This is a genomic window from Oryzihumus sp. (assembly GCF_036391795.1).
In the GTDB taxonomy this organism is placed as follows: domain Bacteria; phylum Actinomycetota; class Actinomycetes; order Actinomycetales; family Dermatophilaceae; genus Oryzihumus.
This window is the reverse complement of record NZ_DASVZH010000037.1, coordinates 1-26081: the sequence shown is the minus strand read 5'-3', so window position 1 is coordinate 26081 and position 26081 is coordinate 1. Positions and strand designations below refer to the sequence as shown.

The 26081-nt window shown below is 73.1% G+C and carries 20 protein-coding genes; 16 read left to right on the top strand and 4 right to left on the bottom strand.

All coding sequences use genetic code 11. The features are described 5' to 3' along the window. The first annotated feature begins 133 nt into the window (after positions 1 to 133). From VF825_RS01935 to VF825_RS01885, 11 genes are all read left to right on the top strand, one after another. Entirely contained in the window at positions 134 to 826 is a 693-nt protein-coding gene (locus VF825_RS01935; RefSeq protein ID WP_331109573.1) for a TraR/DksA family transcriptional regulator, read from the top strand. 65 nt (positions 827 to 891) lie between these two features. Then, positions 892 to 1398: a signal peptidase II gene (gene lspA / locus VF825_RS01930; protein WP_331109571.1), complete on the top strand. Its 507-nt coding sequence runs from the start codon at positions 892 to 894 to the stop codon at positions 1396 to 1398. Continuing rightward, entirely contained in the window at positions 1391 to 2320 is a 930-nt protein-coding gene (locus VF825_RS01925; protein ID WP_331109569.1) for an RluA family pseudouridine synthase, read from the top strand. The genes lspA and VF825_RS01925 overlap by 8 nt, the downstream gene beginning before the upstream one ends. A gap of 129 nt (positions 2321 to 2449) precedes the next feature. Then, positions 2450 to 6010, top strand: a complete 3561-nt coding sequence (gene dnaE, locus VF825_RS01920; protein WP_331109567.1) for a DNA polymerase III subunit alpha — start codon at positions 2450 to 2452, stop codon at positions 6008 to 6010. A 169-nt stretch (positions 6011 to 6179) separates the two neighbouring features. Continuing rightward, a complete protein-coding gene (locus VF825_RS01915; RefSeq protein ID WP_414695744.1) occupies positions 6180 to 7058 on the top strand; it encodes an AAA family ATPase in 879 nt (292 codons plus the stop codon). 1 nt (position 7059) lies between these two features. Continuing rightward, positions 7060 to 8175 (top strand): vWA domain-containing protein, encoded by a 1116-nt coding sequence (locus tag VF825_RS01910; protein WP_331109563.1) that lies wholly within the window; start codon positions 7060 to 7062, stop codon positions 8173 to 8175. Continuing rightward, a complete protein-coding gene (locus VF825_RS01905) occupies positions 8168 to 9301 on the top strand; it encodes an XdhC/CoxI family protein (protein ID WP_331109561.1) in 1134 nt (377 codons plus the stop codon). The genes VF825_RS01910 and VF825_RS01905 overlap by 8 nt, the downstream gene beginning before the upstream one ends. Positions 9302 to 9396: 95 nt before the next feature. Then, entirely contained in the window at positions 9397 to 9876 is a 480-nt protein-coding gene (locus VF825_RS01900) for a (2Fe-2S)-binding protein (protein ID WP_331109559.1), read from the top strand. Continuing rightward, the gene (locus VF825_RS01895; RefSeq protein WP_331109557.1) at positions 9873 to 12320 is read left to right on the top strand and encodes a xanthine dehydrogenase family protein molybdopterin-binding subunit; all 2448 of its coding nucleotides are present in this window, start codon (positions 9873 to 9875) and stop codon (positions 12318 to 12320) included. The genes VF825_RS01900 and VF825_RS01895 overlap by 4 nt, the downstream gene beginning before the upstream one ends. Beyond that, positions 12317 to 13165, top strand: coding sequence for a xanthine dehydrogenase family protein subunit M (locus VF825_RS01890; RefSeq protein WP_331109555.1), 849 nt, complete (start codon positions 12317 to 12319; stop codon positions 13163 to 13165). Before VF825_RS01895 ends, VF825_RS01890 begins: the two co-directional genes overlap by 4 nt. Before the next feature lie 68 nt (positions 13166 to 13233). Next, a complete protein-coding gene (locus VF825_RS01885; protein ID WP_331109553.1) occupies positions 13234 to 13971 on the top strand; it encodes an SRPBCC family protein in 738 nt (245 codons plus the stop codon). 18 nt (positions 13972 to 13989) lie between these two features. Here VF825_RS01885 and VF825_RS01880 read toward each other — a convergent pair whose 3' ends face one another. After that, entirely contained in the window at positions 13990 to 15654 is a 1665-nt protein-coding gene (locus VF825_RS01880) for a multicopper oxidase family protein (protein WP_331109551.1), read from the bottom strand. A gap of 8 nt (positions 15655 to 15662) precedes the next feature. Continuing rightward, positions 15663 to 16943: an FAD-dependent oxidoreductase gene (locus VF825_RS01875; protein WP_331109549.1), complete on the bottom strand. Its 1281-nt coding sequence runs from the start codon at positions 16941 to 16943 to the stop codon at positions 15663 to 15665. A gap of 46 nt (positions 16944 to 16989) precedes the next feature. Here VF825_RS01875 and VF825_RS01870 point away from each other — a divergent pair, with 46 nt between their 5' ends. Both VF825_RS01870 and VF825_RS01865 read left to right on the top strand, forming a co-directional pair. Then, entirely contained in the window at positions 16990 to 19116 is a 2127-nt protein-coding gene (locus VF825_RS01870) for a S9 family peptidase (RefSeq protein ID WP_331109547.1), read from the top strand. A gap of 98 nt (positions 19117 to 19214) precedes the next feature. Further along, entirely contained in the window at positions 19215 to 21356 is a 2142-nt protein-coding gene (locus VF825_RS01865; protein WP_331109545.1) for a SpoIIE family protein phosphatase, read from the top strand. 38 nt (positions 21357 to 21394) lie between these two features. Here VF825_RS01865 and VF825_RS01860 read toward each other — a convergent pair whose 3' ends face one another. Together VF825_RS01860 and VF825_RS01855 are read right to left on the bottom strand one after the other, a co-directional pair. Continuing rightward, on the bottom strand, positions 21395 to 21814 hold the full coding sequence (locus tag VF825_RS01860; RefSeq protein ID WP_331109543.1) for a hypothetical protein: 420 nt from the start codon (positions 21812 to 21814) through the stop codon (positions 21395 to 21397). A 160-nt stretch (positions 21815 to 21974) separates the two neighbouring features. Then, positions 21975 to 22784, bottom strand: coding sequence for an ABC transporter permease (locus VF825_RS01855; protein ID WP_331109541.1), 810 nt, complete (start codon positions 22782 to 22784; stop codon positions 21975 to 21977). A gap of 69 nt (positions 22785 to 22853) precedes the next feature. Between VF825_RS01855 and hisD the strand changes: the two genes are divergently transcribed. From hisD to hisB, 3 genes are read left to right on the top strand one after another with little or no spacing between them, the layout of a single operon-like run. Continuing rightward, positions 22854 to 24209 (top strand): histidinol dehydrogenase, encoded by a 1356-nt coding sequence (gene hisD / locus VF825_RS01850; RefSeq protein ID WP_331109539.1) that lies wholly within the window; start codon positions 22854 to 22856, stop codon positions 24207 to 24209. Next, positions 24206 to 25330, top strand: a complete 1125-nt coding sequence (locus VF825_RS01845) for a histidinol-phosphate transaminase (RefSeq protein WP_331109537.1) — start codon at positions 24206 to 24208, stop codon at positions 25328 to 25330. The genes hisD and VF825_RS01845 overlap by 4 nt, the downstream gene beginning before the upstream one ends. Continuing rightward, complete coding sequence (gene hisB / locus VF825_RS01840; protein WP_331109534.1) at positions 25327 to 25962, top strand: imidazoleglycerol-phosphate dehydratase HisB; 636 nt, start codon at positions 25327 to 25329, stop codon at positions 25960 to 25962. Before VF825_RS01845 ends, hisB begins: the two co-directional genes overlap by 4 nt. The last annotated feature ends 119 nt before the right edge of the window (positions 25963 to 26081 follow it).

Below are 26081 nucleotides of genomic sequence, written 5' to 3'. Positions count from 1 at the left end.
CGGCCGAGTGTGGGAGAAACGGGCAAAGATACAGCGTTTCTCCGTTGAGAAGGCAGAGTGTGGGGCCTATCCTCACGGCACCTGTCATCGCCCGGGGCATCCGGGCGTGCCCAAGACCCCGAGGGGGCCGAGCATGGCTGTGAAGAAGGCGGCACCGGCGAAGAAGGCGACAGCCACGAAGAAGGCCGTCGCGAGCAGCCGGGCCAAGGCCGCCAACGGCGCCTCGACGGCTGGTCAGGGCGGGGCCAAGAAGGCAGCGGCGAAGAAGACGCCGGCGGCGGCCAAGACCGCAGCCAAGACTGCAGCGTCCGGCTCGACCACGTCCACGACCCCCACCCGGGCCGCGGCGAAGAAGACGACGGCGGCCAGGACGCCGGCGTCCACCGCCAAGCGCACCACCGCCAGCCGGGCCAAGAAGGCCTCCGCGCCGGCCAGCGCCCTCGCGGTCCGTGCCGAGGAGGAGCCGTGGACCCCCGCCGAGCTCGACGCGGTCCGCGCCGAGCTCGAGGACGACGTGAGCCGCCTGCGCGCCGAGATCAGCGCCGCCGAGATCGACCTCGTCGGGCTGATGCGTGACGCCGGGGACGGGTCGGGCGACGACCAGGCCGACGCCGGGGCCAAGACCTATGAGCGCGAGCAGGAGATCTCGGTCGCCAACAACACCCGGGAGATGCTCGACCAGAGCGAGCACGCCCTGGAGCGGATCGCCGACGGCAGCTACGGGATCTGCGAGTCCTGCGGCAACCCGATCGGCAAACTTCGCCTTCAGGCCTTCCCTCGTGCGACCCTATGCGTGACATGCAAGCAGAAGCAGGAGCGCCGCTAATCAGTCCGCCGTCCCCCACGCAGGAGCCCACCGGGCGTCCGTCCCGTCGCCCCCGACTCTTCGCGGTGCTCATCTCCGCGGCCGTCGTGGTCTACGTCGCGGACCAGCTCGCCAAGGCCTGGGCCCTCGCGCACCTCCAGCCGGACGTCCCCCAGGACCTCCTCGGCCCGGTGCTGCGCCTCGACCTGACCCGCAACCCCGGAGCCGCCTTCTCCATCGCCACGAGCGCCACGTGGGTGCTCACCCTGATTGCCGCCGCCGTCGTGGTGGTCATCATCGTGACCAGCCGCCGGCTCGGCAGCCTGGGCTGGGCCTGGGCCCTGGGGCTGTTGCTCGGTGGCTCGCTGGGGAACCTGACCGACCGCATGATCCGCCCACCCGGCGTGGGCCGCGGGCACGTGGTCGACTTCCTCATGCTGCCGCACTGGCCGATCTTCAACGTGGCCGACTCGGCGATCGTCTCGGCCGCGGTGCTCATCGGGCTGCTGGCCGTGCGCGGGATCAGCATCGACGGCTCGCGGACCCAGCCGCACGCCCCCAAGCACGAGGCAGGGGCCCACACCGATGCCTGACGTCCGGTCCCTCCCTGTGCCGGACGGCCTCGAGGGCGAGCGGGTCGACGCCGCCCTCGCCCGGCTCTTCGGCCTGTCCCGCACCAAGGCCGCCGACCTGGCCGCCGACGGGGCGGTCACCCTGGACCAGAAGGCCGTCGGCAAGTCCGACCGCGTCGTCGCCGGTGCCTGGCTCGAGGTTGCCCTGCCCGACCCCGACGCCGGCCCCGCCCCGGCCGTGGTGGCCGAGCCGGTCCCCGGCATGACCGTCATCCACGACGACGACGACCTGGTCGTGGTCGACAAGCCGGTCGGCGTCGCCGCCCACCCCAGCGTGGGCTGGACCGGACCCACGGTGATCGGCGGCCTTGCCGCGGCCGGCTACCGCATCGCCACCTCCGGCGCCTCCGAGCGCCAGGGCATCGTGCACCGGCTCGACGTGGGCACCAGCGGCCTGATGGTCGTGGCCAAGAGCGAGCACGCCTACAGCCTGCTCAAGCGGGCGTTCAAGGCGCGCACGGTCGAGAAGACCTACCACGCGCTCGTCCAGGGCCTGCCCGACCCGGTGCAGGGCACGATCGACGCCCCCATCGGCCGGCACCCGAGCTACGACTACAAGTTCGCGGTGCTCGCCAGCGGCAAGCCGAGCATCACCCACTACGAGGTGGTCGAGGCGTTCCGCTCGGCCTCGCTCGTGGAGGTCCACCTCGAGACCGGCCGCACCCACCAGATCCGCGTGCACTTCTCGGCCCTGCGCCACCCCTGCGCCGGCGACCTCACCTACGGTGCCGACCCGGTGCTGGCCAAGCGGCTCGGCCTGGAGCGGCAGTGGCTGCACGCGGTCCGGCTCGGCTTCGAGCACCCCGGGACGGGGGAGTGGGTCACCTTCGAGAGCCCGTACCCCGAGGACCTGCAGACCGCGCTCGACCGCATCGGCGCCTGACCGCCGGGCGCCCCGCGCACCCCTCCCCGGCGTGTCGCCTGCGACGCGCCGGGGGCCGGCGACACGCCCCCGCGAGGTGACCACACGGCATACCAGTGGTGTCCCCGGGGGCAACTAGACTCGCCCCCGATGACGACTCAGGCAGCCCCCGACAACAGCTTCGTCCACCTGCACAACCACACCGAGTACTCCATGCTCGATGGTGCGGCCCGGATCGACGAGCTGTTCGAGGCTGCGGCGCAGATGGGCATGCCCGCCCTCGCGACCACCGACCACGGCTACGTCTTCGGCGCCTACGAGTTCTGGAAGAAGGCGCAGAAGCACGGGGTCAAGCCGATCATCGGCGTCGAGGCCTACCTCACCCCCGGCACGCACCGCACCGACAAGACGCGGGTCAAGTTCGGCGACGGTGGCCGCGACGACGTCTCCGGCTCGGGCGCCTACACCCACATGACGCTGTGGGCGCGCAACAACACCGGCATGCACAACCTGTTCCGGATGAGCTCGCTGGCCAGCCTGGAGGGCTACTACTTCAAGCCGCGCATGGACCGCGAGCTGCTCAGCCAGTACGGCGAAGGCCTCATCGCCACCACGGGGTGCCCGTCGGGCGAGGTGCAGACGCGCCTGCGCCTGGGGCAGTACCAGCAGGCGGTCGAGGCGGCGGCGGAGTTCCGCGACATCTTCGGCGCCGAGAACTTCTACTGCGAGGTCATGGACCACGGCCTGGGCATCGAGCGCGACGTCCAGAAGGACCTGCTGCGCCTGGCCCGGGACCTGGGGCTTCCGCTGGTGGCCACCAACGACCTGCACTACACCAGGTCCGAGGACTCCCAGGCGCACGCGGCGCTGCTGTGCGTGCAGTCCGGCTCGACCCTGATGGACCCCAACCGGTTCAAGTTCGACGCCGACGAGTTCTACCTGAAGTCGCCGCAGGAGATGCGTCATGTCTGGCGCGAGCTGCCCGAGGCGTGCGACAACACCCTGCTCATCGCCGAGCGCTGCGAGGTCTCCTTCACCGAGGGCGAGGGGCGCTACATGCCGCGCTTCCCCTGCCCGCCAGGGGAGGACGAGACGTCGTGGTTCATCAAGGAGGTCGAGACCGGCCTGCGCCGGCGCTTCCCCGAGGGCGTGCCGGACTACGCGACCAAGCAGGCGGCCTACGAGATCGAGGTCATCGTCGGCAAGGGCTACCCCGGCTACTTCCTCGTCGTCGCCGACTTCATCAACTGGGCCAAGCGCAACGGCATCCGGGTCGGCCCCGGCCGTGGCTCCGGCGCCGGGTCGATGGCCGCCTACGCCATGGGCATCACCGACCTCGACCCGGTGCCGCACGGCCTGATCTTCGAGCGGTTCCTCAACCCCGAGCGCCCCTCGATGCCCGACTTCGACGTCGACTTCGACGAGCGCCGGCGCGGTGAGGTCATCAAGTACGTCACCGAGAAGTACGGCGAGGAGCGCGTCGCGCAGATCGTCACCTACGGCACCATCAAGGCCAAGCAGGCGCTCAAGGACGCCTCGCGGGTCATGGGCTTCCCCTTCGCCATGGGCGAGAAGCTCACCAAGGCCATGCCGCCGGCGGTCATGGGCAAGGACATTCCGCTGACGGGGATCTTCGACCCCGAGCACAAGCGCTACGCCGAGGCGGCCGAGTTCCGCCAGGTCCACGACGAGGACCCCCAGGCCCAGGAGGTCGTCAAGACCGCGCTCGGCCTCGAAGGCCTCAAGCGCCAGTGGGGCGTGCACGCCGCCGGCGTCATCATGTCCAGCGAGCCGCTGATCGACCTCATCCCGATCATGCGCCGCGAGCAGGACGGCCAGATCATCACCCAGTTCGACTACCCCAGCTGCGAGACGCTGGGGCTGGTCAAGATGGACTTCCTCGGCCTGCGCAACCTCACGATCCTCGACGACGCCGTCGCCAACGTGAAGCTCAACCGCGGCATCGACCTCGACCTCGACGCGCTGTCCAAGGACATGACCGACGAGGCCGCGTTCGCCCTGCTGGCCCGCGGTGACACCCTGGGCGTCTTCCAGCTCGACGGCGGCGGCATGCGCACCCTGCTGCGCCAGATGCAGCCGGACAACTTCGAGGACATCTCCGCCGCCCTCGCCCTCTACCGTCCCGGCCCGATGGGCGCCAACAGCCACACCAACTACGCGCTGCGCAAGACCGGCAAGCAGCCCATCAGCCCGATCCACCCCGAGCTGGCCGAGCCGCTCGACCCCATCCTGTCGATGACCCAGGGCCTGATCGTCTACCAGGAGCAGGTCCAGCAGATCGCCCAGAAGGTCGCCGGCTACACGCTCGGCAAGGCCGACCTGCTGCGCCGCGCCATGGGCAAGAAGAAGAAGGAGGTCCTCGACGCCGAGTTCGTGCCCTTCAGCCAGGGCATGAGGGACAACGGCTACAGCGACGCGGCGATCAAGACGCTGTGGGACATCCTCGTCCCCTTCTCCGACTACGCCTTCAACAAGGCCCACACCGCCGCCTACGGCCTGGTGTCCTACTGGACCGCCTACCTCAAGGCCAACTTCCCGGCCGAGTACATGGCCGCGCTGCTGACCAGCGTCCGCGACGACAAGGACAAGTCGGCGCTCTACCTCAACGAGTGCCGGCGCATGGGCATCAAGGTGCTGCCGCCGGACGTCAACGAGTCGATCGCCAACTTCGCCGCCGTCGGCACCGACATCCGCTTCGGCATGGCCGCGATCCGCAACGTCGGCACCAACGTCGTCGACGCCATCGTCGCCGCCCGCGAGGACAAGGGGCGCTACGGCTCGTTCAAGGACTTCCTGGGCAAGGTGCCCGCCGTCGTCTGCAACAAGCGCACGATCGAGTCGCTGATCAAGGCCGGGGCGTTCGACTCCCTCGGCGAGAGCCGCCGCGGCCAGGTCGCCGTCCACGAGCAGTACGTCGACGCCCTGGTGGAGGTGAAGAAGAAGGAGGCGATCGGCCAGGACTCCCTGTTCGGCTCCTTCGGCGACGAGGACGCCGACGGCCTCGGTGGCGGCGACGTCTTCGACGGCCTCGCCCCGGTGCCCAAGGGGGAGTGGGACAAGCAGACGCTGCTGGCCTTCGAGCGCGAGATGCTCGGCCTCTACGTCTCCGACCACCCGTTGTTCGGCATCGAGCACGTGCTCTCCCAGCACGCCGACACCTCGATCGCCACCCTCAACGGCGAGGAGGGCAAGCCCGACGGCACCACCGTGACCATCGCCGGGCTGATCACCGGCCTGCAGGTCAAGCGCACCAAGAAGGGCGACCTCTGGGCGATCGCCACGGTCGAGGACCTCGACGGCGCCATCGAGTGCCTGTTCTTCCCCTCGGCCTACATGACGGTCTCCACGATGCTGGGCCACGACGTGGTCTGCGTGGTCAAGGGGCGGGTCAACCGGCGCGACGACTCGGTCTCGATCTACGCCCAGGAGCTGACCCTGCCGGACCTCAAGGAGGGCCCGCGCGGACCGGTCGTGGTCAGCCTGCCGCTGGCGCGCGCCACCAACGGTGTGGCCGAGCGGATCAAGGGGGTGCTCTCCGACCACCCGGGCGTCACCGAGGTGCACCTGCGGCTCACCCAGCCCGGCCGCTCGGTGCTGGTCCGGCTCGACGACACGCTGCGCGTGACCGCCTCGCCGGCGCTGTTCGGCGACCTCAAGGCGCTGCTCGGCCCCGCCTGCCTCAGCGGCTGACCCGGCGACCCGGCCACCACCGGCCCGTATGCCGGGTGCGCACCGCGCGCACCCGGCATACCCGCTGCGGTGGCCCGGCGCGACGGCGGCGCCGGGTGACGGGCGCGCCGCGGGACCTTTCGTGGTGGTCGGACGGCGCCGGCGGGGTGATGCTGGTGACGTGGACGACATCGCCTCGGCTGCAGAGCTGGCCCAGCGACTCGCCGGGACCGGCTACCTGGCCGACGAGGGCCTGGCGACGATCGGCTTCATCGCGCTTGCCATGCACCGGCCGCTGCTCCTGGAGGGCGAGCCGGGCACGGGCAAGACCGCGCTGGCCGAGGCGCTGGCAGAGAGCCTGGACCTGCCGTTGATCCGGCTCCAGTGCTACGAGGGCATCGAGGCCAGCCAGGCGCTCTACGACTGGGACTTCCCGCGGCAGATCCTGCACCTGCGGACCATCGAGGCCACCCGCGCCGCGGGGGAGGGTGTCGATGTCGAGGAGGTCGAGAAGTCCCTGTTCGACGAGCGCTTCCTGCTGGCCCGGCCGGTGCTCCGGGCGCTGCGTGAGTCCCCGGCGGTGCTCCTGGTCGACGAGGTCGACCGGGCGGACGACGAGTTCGAGGCATTCCTGCTGGAGGTGCTCTCCACCAACCAGGTGTCCATCCCCGAGCTGGGGACCATCACGGCGACCCGGCCTCCCGTCGTCGTGCTCACCTCCAACCGCACCCGCGAGGTGCACGACGCCCTCAAGCGGCGTTGCCTCTACCACTGGATCGACCACCCCGGCATGGCCCGCGAGGTCGAGATCGTCCGGCGCCGGCTGCCGCAGGTGTCGCAGCGGCTCGCCGAGCAGGTCGTGGCGGCGGTGCAGCGGATGCGCGCCGGCGCCGACCTGCTCAAGCCACCGGGCGTCGCCGAGACACTCGACTGGACCCAGGCGCTTATGACCCTGGGCCGCGACAGCCTCGACCTCGAGACGGCGGCCGCCACGCTGGGGGCGGTGCTGAAGTACCGCGAGGATGCCGACCGGGTGCGCGCCTCACTCGACATGCTGCTGGCCGGCTGAGATGACCGCGGCACCGGCGTTCGAGGCAGACCGGGTGATGGTCGGCTTCGCCACGGCGCTGCGGCACGCCGGGGTGCAAGTCACCTCCGACCGCACGCAGACGTTCCTCAGCGCCGTCGCGCAGGTCGGCGCCGGCGACCCGCAGGCGGTCTACTGGGCCGGGCGCGCCACCCTGTGCGCAGGGCCGGACGACCTGCGCCGCTACGACGCGGTGTTCAGCGCGTTCTTCGCCGGCTCGTTGCGCCCGGCCGGCCCCCCGGCGGCTGCGTCGGCGCCCCGGCAGGCGCCGCTGGACGAGTCGGGCGAGACCGGGTCAGGGCCCGACGCCGATGAGGACGCCGTGGTGCGGGCGATGGCCAGCCGCGCGGAGATCCTGCGCCACCGCGACATCGCCGACCTCGACGCAGCCGAACGCGCAGCGCTGGCACGGCTGTTCGCGACCCTGCGCCCCCGGCTGCCGCGTCGACGCGGCACGCGCCACCGCCCGGCGCCTCGAGGACCCATCGATGCCCGCCGGACGATGCGCGACGCGTTGCGCCGGGCCGGGGAGCCGGGGCCGATCCGGCACCGGCGCCGCACGTCCCGAGCCCGCAGGGTGGTCCTGGTCGTCGACGTCTCCGGGTCGATGTCCCCCTACGCCGACAGCCTGCTGCGCCTGGCGCACGTCCTCGTGCAGGTCGAGCCGCGCAGCGTCGAGGTGTTCACCGTCGGCACGCGGCTCACCAGGGTGACGCGGGCCCTGCGGCAGCGCGACCCCGCGACCGCCCTGCGGCTGGCCGGGGAGACGGTGCCCGACTGGTCGGGGGGCACCCGGCTCGGGGAGTCGCTCAAGGCGTTCTGTGACCTGTGGGGGCAGCGCGGCCTCGCGCGCGGGGCCGTGGTCGTGGTGTGCAGCGACGGGTGGGAACGGGGTGACTGCACCCTGCTGGCGGAGCAGATGCGCCGGCTGGCCCGCCTCGCCCACCGCGTGGTGTGGATGAACCCCCACCGGGGCAAGGTGGGCTATGAGCCGGTCCAGGCCGGGATGGCCGCCGCCCTGCCGTACGTTGACGACTTCGTGGCCGGGCACTCCCTGGCGACGTTCGCGACCCTGATCGAGGTGGTGGCCGATGCGTGACGTGCTGCCTGAGCTCAAGCGATGGTGGTCGGCCGGGGAGACGGTGGGGGTGGGGACCGTCGTGGCGACCTTCCGCTCCGCGCCGCGCCAGCCCGGTGCGGCCATGCTGGTCGGCCCGGACGCGACCGTCGTCGGGTCGGTGTCCGGAGGCTGCGTCGAGGGCGCCCTCTACGAGCTCGCCCAGGAGGTCATGGCCTCCCAGCGCCCGGTCCTGCAACGGTACGGCGTCAGCGACGACGACGCCTTCGCGGTCGGGCTGACCTGCGGCGGGATCCTCGATGTCTACGTCGAGGAGGTCGACCGGCAGTCCTTCCCCGAGCTCGGGGACGTCATCGCCGACATCGAGGCCGAGCGGCCCGTGGCGGTGGTCACCGTCATCGACCACCCCGACCCGGCACGGGTCGGACGGCGCATGGTGGTGCGTCCGCCGGGCGCCCAGCCCGAGCGGCAGGGCTCGCTCGGCTCCGGGCGGGTCGACGACGCGGTGGCCGACGACGCCCTCGGGCTGCTGGCGGCGGGCCGGGTCGAGACGCTGGAGTACGGGCCGGAGGGTGAGCGCCGCGGGGAGGGCCAGCGGGTCTTCGTCCAGTCCTTCGCCCCCGCGCCACGGATGATCGTCTTCGGCGCCATCGACTTCGCCGCGGCGGTCGCGCGCATGGGCACCTTCCTCGGCTACCGCGTCACGGTCTGCGACGCCCGTCCGGTGTTCGCCACGAAGACCCGGTTCCCCTCCGCCGACGAGGTCGTCGTGGAGTGGCCGCACCGCTACCTGGCCTCAGAGGCCGAGGCCGGTCGCCTCGACGAGCGCACCGTGGTCTGCGTGCTCACCCACGACCCGAAGTTCGACGTACCGGTTCTGGAGGTGGCGCTGCGGCTGCCCCGGGTTGCCTACGTCGGGGCCATGGGGTCGCGGCGCACCCACGAGGACCGGATGGCCCGGCTGGTCGAGGCGGGCCTGACCCCTGAGGAGCTGTCACGGCTGGCCAGCCCGATCGGCCTCGACCTCGGGGCGCGCACGCCGGAGGAGACCGCCGTCAGCATCGCCGCCGAGATCATCGCCCTGCGCTGGGGCGGGGAGGGCGAGCGCCTGGGCACGCTGTCCGGAGCCATCCACCACCACGGCTGACACCCGGCAGGCGCAGGACTTCTGACGCTTGTCGCGCCCGCGCTTCGGGGGGACCATCCGAGCAGCGAGGGGCACCAGTCACCCAGGGAGGGCGCATGACCCGGGTCAGCTTGACGGTCGATGGCAGCACCTACTCCGACGAGGTCGAGCCGCGCACGCTGCTCGTCCACTACCTGCGACAACAGCTCGGCAAGACCGGCACGGTCGTCGGGTGCGACACCAGCAACTGCGGGGCCTGCACGGTGCTGCTCGACGGTCTCAGCGTCAAGTCGTGCACCGTGCTGGCGGTCCAGGCCGACGGCCACGAGGTGACCACGATCGAAGGGCTGGCCCGGGACGGGGCGCTCCACCCCGTGCAGCAGGCCTTCCACGAGTCCCACGCCCTCCAGTGCGGCTACTGCACCCCGGGCATGATCATGGCCTCGATCGACCTGCTCAGGTCCAACCCGCACCCCAGTGAGCAGGAGATCCGTGAGGGCCTCGAGGGCAACCTGTGCCGGTGCACCGGCTACCACAACATCGTCCGGGCGGTGCAGGGCGCAGCCGCCGCCACCTCCGAGGGGGCGGCGTCATGACTGCCGTCGATGAGCGCCCGATCGCCGAGGTCGGCGCGGCACGCCTGCGCAAGGAGGATGCCCTGCTGATCACCGGCCGCACCCGCTGGACCGACAACATCGTCCTGCCGGGCATGCTGCACCTGGCCATGGTCCGCAGTCCCTACGCGCACGCGCGGATCACCAGCGTCGACACTGCCGCCGCCCGTGGGTCGTCCGGGGTCGTGGCGGTACTCACCGGCCGCGACGTGGCCGACAGCCAGGGCAGCCTGCCCTGCGCCTGGCCGATCACCCCCGACCAGAAGGCGCCTCCCCACCCGGCCGTCGCCGTCGACACGGTCAACTTCGCCGGTGAGGTCGTGGCGGTGGTCATCGCCCGCTCGGTTGCCGAGGCACGCGACGCCATGGAGCTGGTCAACGTCGACTACGAGGACCTGCCCGTGGTGCTCGACCTCGAGGCGGCGGTCGCCGAGGGCGCCGAGCTGGTCCACCCCGACCTCGGCACCAACGTCTCCGCCCGGTGGGTCTTCGACTCAGCCGAGGCCGGCACCGGCAGCAACGTCGAGGACGCCATCGCCGCCGCGCGCCAGGACGGGGTCCTGCTGGAGCGGACCTTCCGGCAGCAGCGGCTGATTCCGGCGTTCATGGAGCCCCGCTCGGTCGTCGTCGACCCCACCGGGGCGCAGCTGACGATGTGGTCGGCCACCCAGATCCCGCACATCCTCAAGCTCATGCTGGCCCTCACCTGTGGTGTCCCTGAGAACCAGCTACGGGTGATCGCCCCCGACGTCGGCGGCGGCTTCGGCGGCAAGCTGCAGGTCACACCCGAGGAGGTCATCACCCTCCTGGCCGCCCGTCACACCGGCAAGCCGTGCAAGTACACCGAGACCCGCTCGGAGTCGCTGATGGCGGCCCACCACGGTCGCGACCAGGTGCAGAAGATCACCCTGGCGGCGACCAGGGACGGGCGGGTCACCGGTCTCAAGGTCGAGCTGCTCGCCAACATGGGCGCCTACCTGGGCCTGGTCACACCGGGCATCCCCATCCTCGGGGCGTTCATGTACAACGCGATCTACAAGTTCCCGTCCTACCGCTTCGACTGCACCAACGTCTTCACCACGAAGGCCTGGACCGACGCCTACCGTGGCGCGGGGCGGCCGGAGGCGACGTTCGCGATCGAGCGGATCATGGACGAGCTGGCGCACGAGCTCGGACAGGACCCGTTGGAGGTCCGCGAGCGGAACTGGATCCGCCACGAGGAGTTCCCGTTCACCACCGTCGCGGGGCTCCAGTACGACTCCGGCGACTACGAGGCCGCGACGGCCAAGGCCAGGGAGCTCTTCGGCTACGACGAGCTGCGGGCCGAGCAGGTGCGCCGCCGCGAGGCCAAGGACCCTGTCCAGCTCGGCATCGGCATCTCGACGTTCACGGAGATGTGCGGCCTGGCGCCGTCGAGGGTCCTCGGCGCGCTCTCCTACGCCGCAGGCGGGTGGGAGCACGCCTCCGTGCGGATGCTGCCCAGCGGCAAGGTCGAGGTGGTCACCGGCACCAGCCCCCACGGCCAGGGCCACGAGACCGCCTGGTCGCAGATCGTGGCGGACCGGCTCGGTGTGCCGTTCGAGGATGTCGAGGTGCTGCACGGCGACACCCAGATCTCGCCGCGAGGCCTGGACACCTACGGGTCGCGCTCGCTGGTCGTCGGCGGCATCGCGGTCCTCAAGGCGGCCGACAAGGTCATCGAGAAGGCGAGGCCCATCGCGGCCCACCTGCTCGAGGCCAACGTCGACGACCTCGAGTTCCACGCCGGCCGCTTCGGCGTCAAGGGCACCGACAAGGGCATGGGCATCGGTGAGATCGCCTTCGCGGTCTTCTCCTCGCACAACCTGCCCGACGGCGTGGAGCCCTGCCTCGACGCCGATGCGACCTTCGACCCGGTCAACTTCTCCTTCCCGCACGGCACCCACCTGTGCGCCGTCGAGGTCGACACCGAGACGGGCGCGGCGACCATCCGCTCCTACGTCTGCGTCGACGACGTCGGGTCGGTGGTCAACCCCCTCATCGTCGAGGGGCAGGTCCACGGCGGGCTCGTGCAGGGCATCGCCCAGGCCCTCTTCGAGGAGGCGCTGTATGACGAGTCCGGCACCTTGGTGACCGGGTCCTTCGTCGACTACCTCGTCCCGAGTGCCGCCGACGTCCCGTCGTTCGTCACGGCCCGGACCGAGACCCCCTCGACGACCAACGAGCTCGGGGTCAAGGGCGTGGGGGAGGCCGGCACCATCGCCTCGACCCCGGCGGTGGTCAACGCCGTCGTCGACGCCCTGCGTCCGTTCGGGGTCAACGACGTCACGATGCCGTGCACGCCGCACCGCATCTGGAAGGCGATCCACGGGCAGGACACGGCGACACCCGCCACGCCCAGCTCTGCGCAGTCGGTCGCCGAGCAGGTCGAGGGAGGACAGGCATGATCCCGGCCCGGTTCGACTACCACGCCCCCAGCTCGGTGGACGAGGCGCTGCAGCTGCTGCGCGGGGCCGAGGACGCCAAGGTGCTCGCGGGTGGGCAGAGCCTCATCCCCGTGCTGCGGCTCCGGCTCGCGGCGCCGGCGACGGTCATCGACCTGGGGCGCATCGACGCCCTGCGCGGGGTGCGCGAAGACGGCGATGCCATCGTCATCGGCGCCATGACCGCCCACCACGTGGTCGCCGAGCACCCGCTGGTCCGCGAGCACGCCCGGCTGCTCGCGCTCGCGACCGAGACGGTGGCCGACCCCCAGGTGCGGCACCGGGGCACGCTCGGCGGTGCGCTCGTCCACGCCGACCCGGCGGGAGACCTGCTCGCCCCGGCTCTGGCGCTGGGGGCGCAGCTGGTCGTCCAGGGCAGCGGCGGCACCCGCACGGTCGCGGCGGAGGACTTCTTCCAGGGCCTGTTCGCCACGGCGGTGGCCGAGGACGAGCTGCTCACCGAGATCCGCGTCCCCAAGCACACGGGCTGGGGCGCGCAGTACCAGAAGTTCACGCGCGTGGCCCAGCAGTGGTCGATCGTCGCGGTCGCGGCGACCGTGCGGGTCGACGGCGGCACGATCGCCGAGGCCCGCGTCGCCCTGACCAACATGGGGTCCACGCCGGTGCGCGCCACCGCGGTGGAGCGGGCCCTCGTGGGGTCGGCCCCGACGCAGGAGGCGGTGCGCGCAGCGGCGGCCCTCGCCGCCGAGGGCACGCATCCGCCGAGCGACACCAACGGGGACGCCGACTACCGGCGGCACCTCGCGACCGTCCTGACCACCCGAGCCGTGCTTGCCGCCGCCGGATGACCACCCGGCGCCGTCCCGCCCGGGTCTGACCCCGGGGTGGCGGCGCCGCCTGACAGCAGGAGGCTCTCGTGCAGCTGCAGCACCGGTTCACCGTGCCGGCCCCGGTCGGGACCACCTGGGCCACCTTCAACGACCTCGAACGCACCGCCTCCTGCTTCCCCGGCGCCGAGGTCACCTCGGTCGAGGGAGAGGGGTTCACCGGCAACTGCAAGGTCAAGCTTGGGCCGATCTCCTTGCAGTACAACGGTACTGGCCGTTTCGTCGAGCGCGACGAGTCAGGGCACCGCGCCGTGATCGAGGCCAAGGGCAAGGACCGCCGGGGCAACGGCACGGCGTCCGCCACCGTGACCCTGCAGCTGAGCGAGGCGGGGGAGGGCGTCACCGAGGCGGTCGTCGACACCGACCTGAGCATCACCGGCAAGCCGGCGCAGTTCGGACGGAGCGTCATGCAAGACGTCTCGGACAAGCTGCTGGCCCAGTTCGTCGACTGCCTCCAGGCCGAGCTCAGCGCCCCCACCCAGGCCGCCGTCGCCGAGGCGCCCGCGGCGACGGGGGCAGCCCCCGCGGCGGCCCCTCCGGCGGCGGTGGCCGAGGGCGGAGCGGTGGCCGGTGCCCCGCCTGCGCCGGCACCTGCTCCTGCTCCAGCGGCCGCTCCCTCGCCGCCGTCGCACCGGCCGCCGGCCGAGCTCGACCTCGGCACGACGGTGCTCCCGGTCCTGCTGCGCCGCTACGCGCCATACCTTGCCGGTGCCCTCGTCCTGGCCGGAGGCGCGATCCTGCTGCGTCGGCTCCTGCGCCGCCGCTGAGACGCCGGCGGACCGCAGTCAGCCGGTGACGAAGGTGCCCATCATCCCCATGTCCTCGTGCTCGGCGTTGTGGCAGTGCACGACGAACCGGCCGGCGTAGTCGGTGAACCGCACCGCGATGGTGACCTCCTCGCCCGCGAGCAGGCTCACCGTGTCCTTCCAGCCGTGGTCGTCCGGGCCCGGGCCGGCCCGCCCCCGGCCGAGCACCTCGAACTGCTCCAGGTGCAGGTGCACCGGATGGCTCACGTCGCTGGACAGGTGCCACACCTCCAGCTGGCCGAGGACGGGGCGGGCGAGTGGCCGGTCCGGAGCGAAGGACTCGCCGTTGATGGTCCAGCTGCCGGCGGCCCCGCCCCAGCGCTGGAAGGCCAGGCTCCGCTGGACCGCCGCCGACCGCGGGTCGTGCGCCGGCCCGGTGCCCAGCACGGAGGGCACGCGGGATGGGTCGGCCACCCGGGGGCCGACGACGAACATCATCACCTGGCGGGTGCGGCCCTGCCCGGCCCGGTTGACCAGCTGGACCCGCGTCCCGGGCCGGTAGCGGGCGAAGTCCACGACGACGTCGCAGCGCTCGCCGGGTGCGAGGCGGACGGCGTCCCGGGGCAGCGGCCGGGGGAGCAGGCCGCCGTCCGAGCCGACCTGGACCAGGCCGTGCCCTCCCGGCGGCGGCGGGTCCAGCGCGAGTGACCACGCACGGGCGTTGGAGCCGTTGAGCAGGCGGAGCCGGTGCCGCGCGCCGGCCACCTCGTGCCGGGGCCAGGGCACCCCGTTGACGAGCACCACGTCGCCGAGCACCCCGTCCGTGAACGGGGTGGCCATGGCGTGCCCCGGCTCGGTCATCGGGCCGCTGACCGGGTAGGTGAGCGTGCCGTCGGCCCCGAACGCCCGGTCGCAGAGCAGGACTGGGAGGTCGCGCTCGCCCCCGGGCAGGCCCAGGGCGTCCTCCGCCGGGTCGAGCACGAGGTGGAACCCCATGAGGCCGCGCCACAGTGCCCGACCGGTGGCCCCCATCCAGTGGTCGTGGTACCACAACGTCGCCGCGCGCGGCTGGGGCGGCACCACGTAGTCCCGGGTCCCGGAGGTCACGCGCGCCTCGGGGTCGGCGAGCACGCCGAGGGCGCCGGCGGGCAGACCCGCGTCGTTGCCCGCGCCGGCCCGCGCCCCGGTGGGTCCGAGCCGGGCCGTGCCGATGCCAGCAGCGGTGACGCCGCCGGCACCGTAGGCCACCGGGCCCGACCCCACGGGCAGCAGGGCGTCGGTCGGGAAGCCGTCGTCGCCGGCCGGCACGTGGCCGCCGTGCAGGTGCACCACCACGGGCACCGGCAGCTCGTTGGTGTGCCGCACGACCGTGCGCCGACCGAGGGTGGAGACGATCGTGGGGCCGGGGAAGCTGCCGGCGTACGTCCACAGCGGGGTCGTCAGGCCGGGGAGCAGCGCCAGGGTGCGCTCCACCTCGTGCACCTCGTAGACGTCGGTCCCCCCGGACGTGCTCACCGGCACGGCGACGGGCGGCACGACGAACGGCAGCGTGTATGCCGCGGGCAGCGGCGTGCGACTGGCCACCAGTCCGCCCGGGAGGGTGCCCTGCCCGCGGGCACGCGCACCCAGCGCCAGCCCGAGGGTGGTCACGGCTGCGGTGCCGGCGCCCACGGCGAAGGCGCGCCGGGTGAACGTGGCGCCCATGCTTCAGGCTAGGTCCGGCCGAGCGTTTCTGTCCGCCGAACGGGCACCGCTGCGGCCACGTGCTCGGGACGGAACCCGCGCCCCACCAGGCGGGCCCCCAGGCGCTGCACCAGCGGCTGGACCGCCCGTCCGGCCAGACGCACCGGCCAGGGGAAGCTGCTGGGCACCCCGGCCGCGGGGCCGCCGGGGCGGACGACCTGGCGGTGCAGCAGCACCTGCAGGGACTGCATCGCCGTGGTCGGGCGCTCGCGCCGGCGCTGGACCGCGGCCAGCAGGGCCTCGGGAGCCGGCCCCTGCCGCAGCGCACCGGTCAACAGGTTGGCGGCGGCGACCGCGTCCTGCACCGCGAAGTTGATGCCGACCCCGAACGCCGGGGACATCGCGTGGGCCGCGTCGCCGATGAGCAGGAGTCCCGGCCGGTGCCACCGGGTGGCCCGGTTGACCTGCACGGTGAGCAGCTTGACCTGGTCCCAGTCGCGCAGCTCGCCGACCACCTCAGCCAGCACCGGGGCCGCCCTGACCACCCGTTCGCGCAGCCGGGGCAGGCCCTCGGCCCGGATCCGTTCGAAGCCGCCCTTGGGGATGAGCATCCCCGACTGGTAGTAGCTGCCCCGGTCGATCGTGAGCACCATGTCGCCGGCGTCGAGGTAGGCCAGCGTCGGCGGCGGCTCCACCGCGGGCTTGGGCAGGCGGAACCACAGCACGTCGATCGGCACCCCGGACTCGCGGACCGGCATACCGGCCTGGTGGCGCAGCGTCGAGCTGCGCCCGTCGGCCGCGACGGTGAGGTCGGCGCGGACCTCCAGCGCACCGTCGGCGGTGCGGGCGCGCACCCCGGTGACCGCGCCCTGGTCCCACAGCAGCTCCGTGGCCTCGGCACCCATCACCAGGTGGAACCCGGGGAAGGCGGCCGCCTGACGGGCGAGGAAGTCGAGCAGGTCCCATTGCGGCATCAGACCCAGGAACGCGCACGGCCCGCCGAGCGTGGCGAAGTCCACCGGGGTGACGCGATGGCCGTTGACCACCAGGTCGAGGGTGCGGACCTCGTTCTGCAGCAGGGGACGCAGCTGCTCGAACAGGCCCAGCTCGCGGAAGACCTCCAGCGTGGAGGGGTGGATGGTGTCGCCGCGGAAGTCGCGCAGGAAGTCGGTGTGCTTCTCCAGGACGACGACGTCCACGCCGGCCCGGGCCAGCAGGTAGCCCAGGACCATGCCGGCCGGCCCACCACCCGCGATGCAGCACCGCGACCGCAGCGTCCGCGCGCCGTCGCCCGCTCCGCGGTCCGCCATGGCGACACCTCCCTTCACCGGTCCCTGCGGTAACTAGGCTGCACCCATGCCTACGCCGCCGCGCGCCAAGCAGGTCGAGACCGTCCGGGACCACCACGGCGACCGCGTCGTCGACCCCTACGAGTGGCTCCGGGACAAGTCCGACCCGGAGGTCATCGCCCACCTCGAGGCCGAGAACGCCTACGCGGAGGCCATGACCGCCCACCTCGAGCCGCTGCGGGAGGCCATCTTCGAGGAGATCCGCAGCCGCACCCAGGAGACGGACCTGTCGGTGCCGGTGGCCTACCGGGGGTGGTGGTACTACGCGCGCACGTTCGAGGGCAAGCAGTACGCCACCCAGTGCCGGGCTCCGGTCACCGACCCTGCACAGCGGCCGTCCCTGGATAACGGCGCCGCCCCTGTGGGGGAGCAGGTGCTGCTCGACGGCAACGCCGAGGCCGAGGGGCACGAGTTCTTCTCCCTCGGCGCGCTCGAGGTCAGCGACGACGGCACCCGGGTCGCCTACGCCGTCGACGTCGAGGGTGACGAGCGGTTCGCCTTGCGGGTCAAGGACATCGACACCGGCGAGGTCGTCGACGACGCGGTCGAGGACATCGGCTACGGCCTGGTGTGGTCCCTCGACGGGCGCCACCTCTTCTACACCCGGGTCGACGACGCCTGGCGACCGCACCAGGTGTGGCGGCACGAGGTCGGCACCCCGGTCGGCGCGGACGTCATGGTCTTCGAGGAGCCGGACGAGCGGTTCTGGCTGGGGATCGGCTCCTCCCGCGACGAGCGCTGGATGGTCATCCAGGTCGCCTCGAAGCTGACCTCGGAGTGCTGGCTGCTCGACGCCGCCACCCCGCTGGCCGAGCCGCGGGTGGTGGCGCCGCGACGCGAAGGCGTGGAGTACGACGTGGAACCGGCCGGTGACCGGCTGCTGGTCGTGCACAACGCCGGCGACCCCGACTTCGAGGTGGCGCAGGCGCCGCTGGAGGCGACCAGCCATGAGCAGTGGACCCCGTGGATCCCGCCGGTGCCGGGGGAGCGGGTCCTCGGGGTCGAGGCGTTCGCCGGCCACGCGGTGGTGTCCCTGCGCCGCGACGGCCTGAGCGCGCTGCGTGTCCTCCGCCGCGACGACGGCGCCCCGCAGGGCTACGGCCCGGCCCGCGAGGTGCGCTTCGACGAGCCGGTCTACTCGGTGTCCACCGGCAACAACCCGGCCTGGGAGGCCACCGAGCTGCAGGTGACCTTCGAGTCGATGGTGACGCCGCGGACGGTCTACGACGTCGACGTCGCGACCGGCGGCCTGACCCTGCTCAAGCGCCAGGCGGTGCTCGGCGGCTACGACCCGGCCGAGTACGAGCAGCACCGCGAGTGGGCCACCGCCCCGGACGGCACCCAGGTGCCGATCTCGCTGGTGCACCGGCGCGGGGTGCGCCCCGACGGCACCAACCCCGGGCTGCTCTACGGCTACGGCGCCTACGAGATGTCGATGGACCCCTACTTCTCCGTGGCCCGGCTCTCGCTGCTGGACCGCGGCTTCGTCTACGCCATCGCCCACGTGCGCGGCGGCGGCGAGATGGGGCGCCGCTGGTACGACGAGGGCAAGCTCGCGGCCAAGCCCAACACCTTCAGCGACTTCGTGGCCTGCGCCGACCACCTGGTCGAGGCCGGCTGGGTGCACCCCGACCGGCTGGTTGCCGAGGGCGGCAGCGCCGGCGGGCTGCTCATCGGTGCGGCGGTCAACCTCGCGCCGTCGCGGTTCGCGGCCGTGCACGCCGCGGTGCCGTTCGTCGACGCCCTGACGACCATCCTCGACCCGTCGCTGCCGCTGACCGTCCCGGAGTGGGAGGAGTGGGGCAACCCGCTGGCCGACCCCGAGGTCTACGCCGCGATGAAGGCCTACACGCCGTACGAGAACGTCGCGCCGGTCCGCTACCCCGCGATCCTGGCCACCACCAGCCTCAACGACACCCGGGTCTACTTCGTCGAGCCGGCCAAGTGGGTGGCCCGCCTGCGCGACACGGTGACCAACGACCCCGACGAGCGCCCGGTTTTGCTGCGCACGGAGATGGTCGCCGGGCACGGCGGCAAGAGCGGCCGGTATGACGCGTGGCGGCAGTACGCCTGGGAGCTCGCCTTCCTCATCGACCGGGCGGGAGCATGGGAGGGCTCACGGACGTTGACCTGAGCACGGGCCGCGCGCGGCCCGCGTCGGCCCACGTCGGGATTCTGCTGACGCGGCACCGTCCCGACTGTCAAGATCCTGTGTGTGAAGGGCGGAAGGCGATGACGTTGCCGCCGAGCTGGCGCAGCGACACGGCGCTGCTCGACGCGCTCGGTGCTGCCGTCATCGGCACCGACCTCGCCGGGACGATCTTCTACTGCAACGCCGTCGCCGAGGTGCTCTACGGCTACACCCAGGAGCAGCTGCAGGGCAGCAGCGTCATGGACCTGCTGGTGCCCACCGGCGGCATGGCCGCGGCCCAGGAGATCATGCGCCAGGTCACCGCCGGGCAGCGCTGGACCGGCGAGTTCCTCGTCCGCACCGCCAGCGGCGCCGAGAAGCTCGTGCAGATCACCGACTCCCCCCTGTATGACGCGGGCGAGGTGGTCGGTGTGCTCGGCGTCGCCGAGGACGTGACCGACCTCGAGGCCGCCCGGGCGGGGATCCTCCAGCTGACCACCCGGCTGAACCGGCTGGCCAAGGTCACCGCGGAGCTGGCGGCGGCCCACGACCTCGAGGGCGTCACCGAGACGGTGGTGTCGCACGCCGCGGACGCCGTCGGGGCCAACCTCGCCTCGCTGAGCCTGCTCGAGGACGAGCACAACATCCGGCTGGTCGGCTTCCGCGGTGACGACCGGAGCCTGTCCACGGCCTACGAGCGCTACTCGGTGTCCAACCAGACCCCCTCGGCCGAGGCGATCCGCACCGGCAAGCCGGTCGTCGTCGAGGGCGCCGCGGCGATCAAGGAGCGGTTCCCCGAGACCTTCGAGCGGGTGCCCGAGGAGCGCACGTTCATCGCCCTGCCGCTGGTCGTGGGGGAGCGGCCGCTGGGCGCGATGGGGCTCTCCTTCCCCGGCCCGCGGCACGTCGACGACCAGGAGCTGGAGTTCCTCAGCACCCTGGCCGACGCGACCGCGCAGGCGATCGACCGACTCCAGGCACTGGCCGACGCGGCGGACCGCTCGGCCAAGCTCTCCTTCCTCGCCGGGGCGGCGGCCGAGCTGGCGAGCAGCCTGGACTACCGCTCGACCCTGGCCAACGTGGCCCGGCTCGCCGTGCCCACCCTCGCCGACTGGTGCGCCGTGCAGGTCGTCGAGGACGGCAACCTGACCACCCTGGCAGTGGCGCACGTCGACCCGGCCAAGGTGGCCATGGCCCAGGAGCTGTCGGAGCGCTACCCGCCGGACCCCTCCGCCCCGGCCGGTGCCCACCACGTCGCCCGGACGGGTGTCAGCGAGCTCTACCCCGAGGTGACCGACGAGATGCTGGTCGCCGGCGCCGTCGACGAGGAGCACCTGCGCCTGTCCCGGGAGCTGCAGCTGCGCAGCGGCCTGGTCGTGCCGCTGATCGCCCGCCAGCGGGTGCTCGGCGTGCTCACGCTGGTCAGCGCCGAGTCCGGCCACCGCTACGACCAGTCCGACCTGGCCTTCGCCGAGAACCTCGCCCACCGGGCCGCGGTCGCGATCGACAACGCGCTGCTCTACAGCGAGACGCGCGAGGCGTCGCTGCGCCTGCAGCGCGCGGTGTCCCCCGAGCGGCTCGAGGAGCTGCCCGGCTGGGAGCTGGCCGGCGTCTACCGTCCGGCGGGCAGCACCGAGGTCGGCGGTGACTTCTACGACGCGGTCCCGCTCGAGGACGGCCGGCTGGCGGTGTTCATGGGCGACGTCATGGGCCGAGGCCTGCTCGCCGCGGCGTCCATGGCCGTGGTGCGCTCGGCGTTGCGGGCCTTCATCGTGGTCGACCCCAGCCCGGACGCGGTCCTCACCAAGCTCGATGCGATGTTCCGGCGCTACGACATCGCCCAGCTGGTCACCCTGGTCTACCTCGTCGTCGACGCCGAGCGGGACGAGATCGCGCTGGTCAATGCCGGGCACCCGCCGCCGCTGGTGGTGGGCCCCGACGGCTTCGTCGAGCGGCTCCCGCTGGCGGACTCACCGCCGCTGGGTCTGGAGGGCTTCGAGCGGCGCACGCTGCGGGTGCCGTTCCGCACCGGCGCCACGCTGCTGGCGTTCACCGACGGTCTGGTCGAGCGCCGCGGCGAGGACATCGACGCCGGGCTGGAGCGCCTGGCGCGCCGCGCCGGGACGCTGTCCGGGGCCGGGCTGTCGGAGCTCCTGCCGGGGCTCGTCGCCCGGATGACCGACACGGAGCGCGAGGACGACGTGGCCGCGATCGCGGTGCGCCACGTCGAACCGGCGACCTGAGGCCGGCGCCCCGACGGCTCAGCGGCCGGACCGGCGGCTCAGCGGTCGGGCAGCGAGGCGAACGCGTCGTCGGCGGCGCGGTGCAGCTGGTCGGCGAGGTCCCGCACGCGGGCCGCGGTCTCCGACCGACGGTTCTGCAGCTGCAGGGCGTGCGCGTCGAGCTGGGCCACCCGGGCCTCGGCGGCCTGGATCATGTCGCCGGCACGGGCCTGGGCGCCGTCGATGATGTCGGCCGCCTCCTGTCGGGCCCGGCGCACGATCTGGTCGCGCTCGGCGTTCGCGGCGGCCACCACGGAGTCGGCCACCTCCTGGGCACGGCCGAGCAGTGCGGTCGCGGCGGCCGAGGTCAGTCCCGGTTCGGCGCTGCCCAGCGCGGCGAGGTGCGTGTCCACCTGACCCGGGTCGTATCCGTGGGCCACCCGCGTGAAACGGGGGCCGGTGCTCTCGGCGTAGGTCACCGCGTGCCCTCCTGCATTCCGGCGTGTGGGTTTCGTGGCGAGCCTACACAGCCGGACGGGGTCGCATGACGGCCCGAGCCCGGGCGCCGTCAAGGCGACGTCCACCTCGTGGGCGGCGAGCCCGGTGAGGGGCCGGCTGTCCGCCAGCCCCTCCCGGCGGTCAGACCCGGGCGGGGGAGCGGGCGATCAGCCCCCGCGCGACGAGCTCGACGGTGACGAGCACGGCCACCGACTGCACGAGCAGCAGGGCCACGAGGACGACGAGCTGGACCGCGGCCGCCTGCAGCGGGGAGGCGCCGCCGAGCAGCATGCCGACGAAGGCGCCGGGGAGGGTGACCAGACCCACCGTGCGGGTCTGGTCCAGCCCCGGGACCAGGGCCAGCGCGGCGTCGTCCCGCGCCACGAGCAGGGCGGCGTCCCGGTCGAGCAGCCCGATGGACAGGGCGGCGTCGTACTCCCCGGCCCGGGTCCGCAGGGCGTCCAGCGCGCGCCGGCCGGCCAGCGTCGTGGCCGTCATGGCGTTGCCGATGAGGATCCCGGCGATCGGGACGACGGCGATGGTCCGCAGCGGCACCAGGCCGCTGGCCAGCAGGCCCGCCACGACGGGTGCTGCCCCCGCGAGGACCGGCAGCCCGGCGACCCACCACCGGCCGGAGGCGGCGAGGCGCCGCCCGGCGGTCAGGCTGGCGACGCCGAACATCACGAGGAGGAACACCGAGGTCAGCGCCCACGAGCGCAGCACCGCGGCGATGACCAGGCCGACCAGGGCCAGCTGCAGCGTCGCGCGTCCGGCGGCGACCAGGTCGTCACGGGCATGGCCCAGGCCGCCCCGGACGTTGATGAGGGCCGCGAGCCCGGTGCACACGACCACGACCGCGGCCAGGCGCAGCAGGCCGCCGGTGCCCTCGACACTGACCAGGGCCTGCGAGGTCAGGTGGCCGCTCGGCATACCGGCAGGCGCGTGGATCACGCGCCGCATTATCCGCCGGAGGCTGGGACGGGCCGCGGGGTGACGCGCGGGACAACCTAGACTGGGCGCGTGATTTCCCGGATTGACCTGCGTGGCCGCGCCCTCGACGTGCGCTCGCTGCGCGAGACGTTGCCCCGTGCGGAGTTCGACGTGGAGGCGGCACTGGACGCGGTGCGGCCGATCTGCGAGGACGTCCGCCATCGTGGTGCCGACGCCCTGCGCGACCTCGGGGAACGCTTCGACGGGGTGCGCCCCACGCAGCTGCGGGTGCCGGCAGAGGTGCTGGCCGCGGCGCTCGAGCAGCTTGACCCCGCGGTGCGCGCGGCGCTGGAGGAGTCGGTCCGCCGCGCCCGCATCGTCCACGAGGACCAGCGCCGCAGCGACCACACGACGCAGGTCGTGCCCGGCGGCACCGTCACCGAGCGGTGGATCCCGGTGGACCGGGTCGGCCTCTACGTCCCCGGCGGCGTCGCCGTCTACCCCAGCTCCGTGGTGATGAACGTCGTCCCCGCGCAGATCGCCCAGGTCGGCTCGATCGCCGTCACCAGCCCGCCGCAGCGGGACAACACCGGGGCGTTCGCCGGCTACCCGCACCCGACCATCCTGGCCGCCTGCGCCCTGCTCGGCGTCGACGAGGTCTACGCCGTCGGCGGCGCCCAGGCGGTCGCGATGTTCGCCTACGGCGCCCGCGAGAGCGGCCCGGCGGGGACCAACACCGGCGAGGTGCTCTGCGAGCCGGTCAGCCTGGTCACCGGGCCGGGCAACATCTACGTCGCCGCCGCCAAGCGCGCGCTCAAGGGCCTGATCGGCATCGACGCCGAGGCCGGCCCGACCGAGATCGCCGTGCTCGCCGACGAGACCGCGGACGCCGAGCACGTCGCGGCGGACCTGGTCAGCCAGGCCGAGCACGACACCCTGGCCGCGTCCGTGCTCGTCACCGACAGCGAGGAGCTCGTCGCGCGCGTCGAGGAGGCCCTCGAGCGTCGGGTCGCCGCCACCAAGCACACCGAGCGGGTCCGCACCGCGCTGTCGGGACGCCAGTCCGGCATCGTCCTGGTCGACGACCTCGACGCCGGGGTCACCGTGGTCGACGCCTACGCCGCCGAGCACCTGGAGATCCAGACCCGCGACGCCCGTGACGTCGCGATGCGCATCCGCAACGCCGGGGCGATCTTCGTCGGGCCGTGGGCGCCGGTGAGCCTGGGCGACTACGCCGCCGGCTCCAACCACGTCCTGCCCACCGGCGGCTGCGCCTGCCACTCCAGCGGCCTGTCGGTGCAGTCGTTCCTGCGCGGCATCCACCTGGTCGACTACACGCAGGAGGCCCTGCGCGAGGTCGCCGACCACGTGGTGACGCTGGCCGGCGCCGAGGACCTGCCCGCCCACGGCGAGGCGGTCACGGCGCGGTTCGGTGACGGCCGGTGACCTCGATCGAGCAGCTGCTGCGCCCCGACCTGCGCGGCCGCACCGCCTACGGCGCGCCGCAGCTCGAGGTGCCGGTCCGGCTCAACACCAACGAGAACTCGTATGCCGTGCCCGCCGACGTCGTCGCGGCGATCGTCGCCGCGGTGGCCGAGGTCGCGCCGACGCTCAACCGCTACCCCGACCGGGAGTTCACGCGGCTGCGCGAGGACCTCGCGGCCTACCTGATCCGCACCGGCGGCGTGGCGCTCGACCCGGCACAGCTGTGGGCGGGCAACGGGTCCAACGAGGTGCTGCTGCACCTGTTGCAGGCCTTCGGCGGCCCGGACCGCACCGCCCTCGGGTTCACCCCGGCCTACTCCATGCACCCGATCATCACCCGTACCACCGGCACCCGCTGGGTCGACGGTCTGCGCGGCGTGCCCGGCGCCGGTGAGTTCGACCTCGACGCCGAGTCGGCGGTCAGCCAGGTCAAGGAGCACCAGCCGCACCTGGTCTTCCTGTGCTCGCCGAACAACCCGACGGGCACGGCGCTGGGCCTGGACGTGGTCGAGGCCGTGCACGAGGCGGCTCCCGGCGCCGTGGTGGTGGTCGACGAGGCCTACGCCGAGTTCGCCCGCCCGGGCACCCCGAGCGCGCTGACCCTGCTGCAGGGCCGGCCCCGGCTCGTCGTCACCCGGACCATGAGCAAGGCGTTCGCCCTGGCCGGCGGCCGTCTGGGCTACCTCGCGGCCGACCCCGAGCTGGTCGATGCGCTGCGCCTGGTCCGCATGCCCTACCACCTGTCCGCGCCGACGCAGGCCGTCGCGTGCGCCGCCCTCGAGCACGCCGGCGCGCTGCTCGACACGGTGGAGACGATCAAGGGCCAGCGCGACCGCATCGTCGCCGAGCTGGCCGGCATGGGGCTGCGCCCCGTCCCCAGCGACGCCAACTTCGTGCTCTTCGGCGGCCTCGCCGACGAGCAGGCGACCTGGCAGGCCCTGCTGGACGAGGGGATCCTCATCCGCGACGTCGGCCTGCCCCACCACCTCCGCGTCACGGCGGGCACCCCCGAGGAGACCGACGCCTTCCTCGCGGCGATGCGCGCCCTGGCACCCACCCACCGGCAGGAGCAGCCCGCATGACCGACCAGGCCATCGACGCCCGCACCACCGCCCCCGCCCGCACCGCCCACATCCGGCGGCAGACCCACGAGAGCACGGTCGAGGTCGAAGTCAACCTCGACGGCACCGGCGAGTCGCAGGTGAGCACCGGGGTCCGCTTCTACGACCACATGCTCGCCAGCCTGGCCAGGCACAGCCTCATCGACCTGCGGGTGCAGGCCACCGGGGACGTCGACGTCGACGCCCACCACACCGTCGAGGACGTCGCGATCGTCCTGGGTGAGGCGCTGCGCGAGGCCCTGGGCGACAAGCGCGGCATCTCCCGCTTCGGCGACGCCACGGTGCCGCTGGACGAGACCTTGGTGCAGGCCGTCGTCGACGTGGCCGGGCGCCCCTACGTCGTGCACACCGGCGAGCCCGAGGGCCAGGCCTACGTGCTCATCGGCGGCAGCTACGTCGGCGCCCTGACCCGTCACGTCTTCGAGAGCCTGGCCCACCACGCCGGGATCGCCCTGCACGTACGCGTCCTCTACGGTCGCGACCCGCACCACCTGGTCGAGGCGCAGTTCAAGGCCGTGGCCCGGGCGCTGCGCGCCGCCGTGGCGCGCGACCCGCGGGTCAGTGGCATCCCCAGCGCGAAGGGCAGCCTGTAAACCCCGTGGACGTGCCGTGGCGGTCAGGGCGGCACGGACGGGGCGTGCTGCTCGTCCGCGGCCGCCCCGACGCCGTGGCCGCGTGGTCGCGGCGCGGGCTGGTGCCCGTGCACGTGCTG

What these genes read in the sequence shown, in the direction of transcription:
- VF825_RS01935 (WP_331109573.1), top strand. Translation starts at nt 134, where the DNA reads ATGGCTGTGAAGAAGGCGGCACCGGCGAAGAAGGCGACAGCCACGAAG.
- VF825_RS01925 (WP_331109569.1), top strand. Translation starts at nt 1,391, where the DNA reads ATGCCTGACGTCCGGTCCCTCCCTGTGCCGGACGGCCTCGAGGGCGAG.
- dnaE (WP_331109567.1), top strand. Translation starts at nt 2,450, where the DNA reads ATGACGACTCAGGCAGCCCCCGACAACAGCTTCGTCCACCTGCACAAC.
- VF825_RS01910 (WP_331109563.1), top strand. Translation starts at nt 7,060, where the DNA reads ATGACCGCGGCACCGGCGTTCGAGGCAGACCGGGTGATGGTCGGCTTC.
- VF825_RS01905 (WP_331109561.1), top strand. Translation starts at nt 8,168, where the DNA reads ATGCGTGACGTGCTGCCTGAGCTCAAGCGATGGTGGTCGGCCGGGGAG.
- VF825_RS01900 (WP_331109559.1), top strand. Translation starts at nt 9,397, where the DNA reads ATGACCCGGGTCAGCTTGACGGTCGATGGCAGCACCTACTCCGACGAG.
- VF825_RS01895 (WP_331109557.1), top strand. Translation starts at nt 9,873, where the DNA reads ATGACTGCCGTCGATGAGCGCCCGATCGCCGAGGTCGGCGCGGCACGC.
- VF825_RS01890 (WP_331109555.1), top strand. Translation starts at nt 12,317, where the DNA reads ATGATCCCGGCCCGGTTCGACTACCACGCCCCCAGCTCGGTGGACGAG.
- VF825_RS01880 (WP_331109551.1), bottom strand. Translation starts at nt 15,654, where the DNA reads ATGGGCGCCACGTTCACCCGGCGCGCCTTCGCCGTGGGCGCCGGCACC.
- VF825_RS01875 (WP_331109549.1), bottom strand. Translation starts at nt 16,943, where the DNA reads ATGGCGGACCGCGGAGCGGGCGACGGCGCGCGGACGCTGCGGTCGCGG.
- VF825_RS01870 (WP_331109547.1), top strand. Translation starts at nt 16,990, where the DNA reads ATGCCTACGCCGCCGCGCGCCAAGCAGGTCGAGACCGTCCGGGACCAC.
- VF825_RS01865 (WP_331109545.1), top strand. Translation starts at nt 19,215, where the DNA reads ATGACGTTGCCGCCGAGCTGGCGCAGCGACACGGCGCTGCTCGACGCG.
- hisB (WP_331109534.1), top strand. Translation starts at nt 25,327, where the DNA reads ATGACCGACCAGGCCATCGACGCCCGCACCACCGCCCCCGCCCGCACC.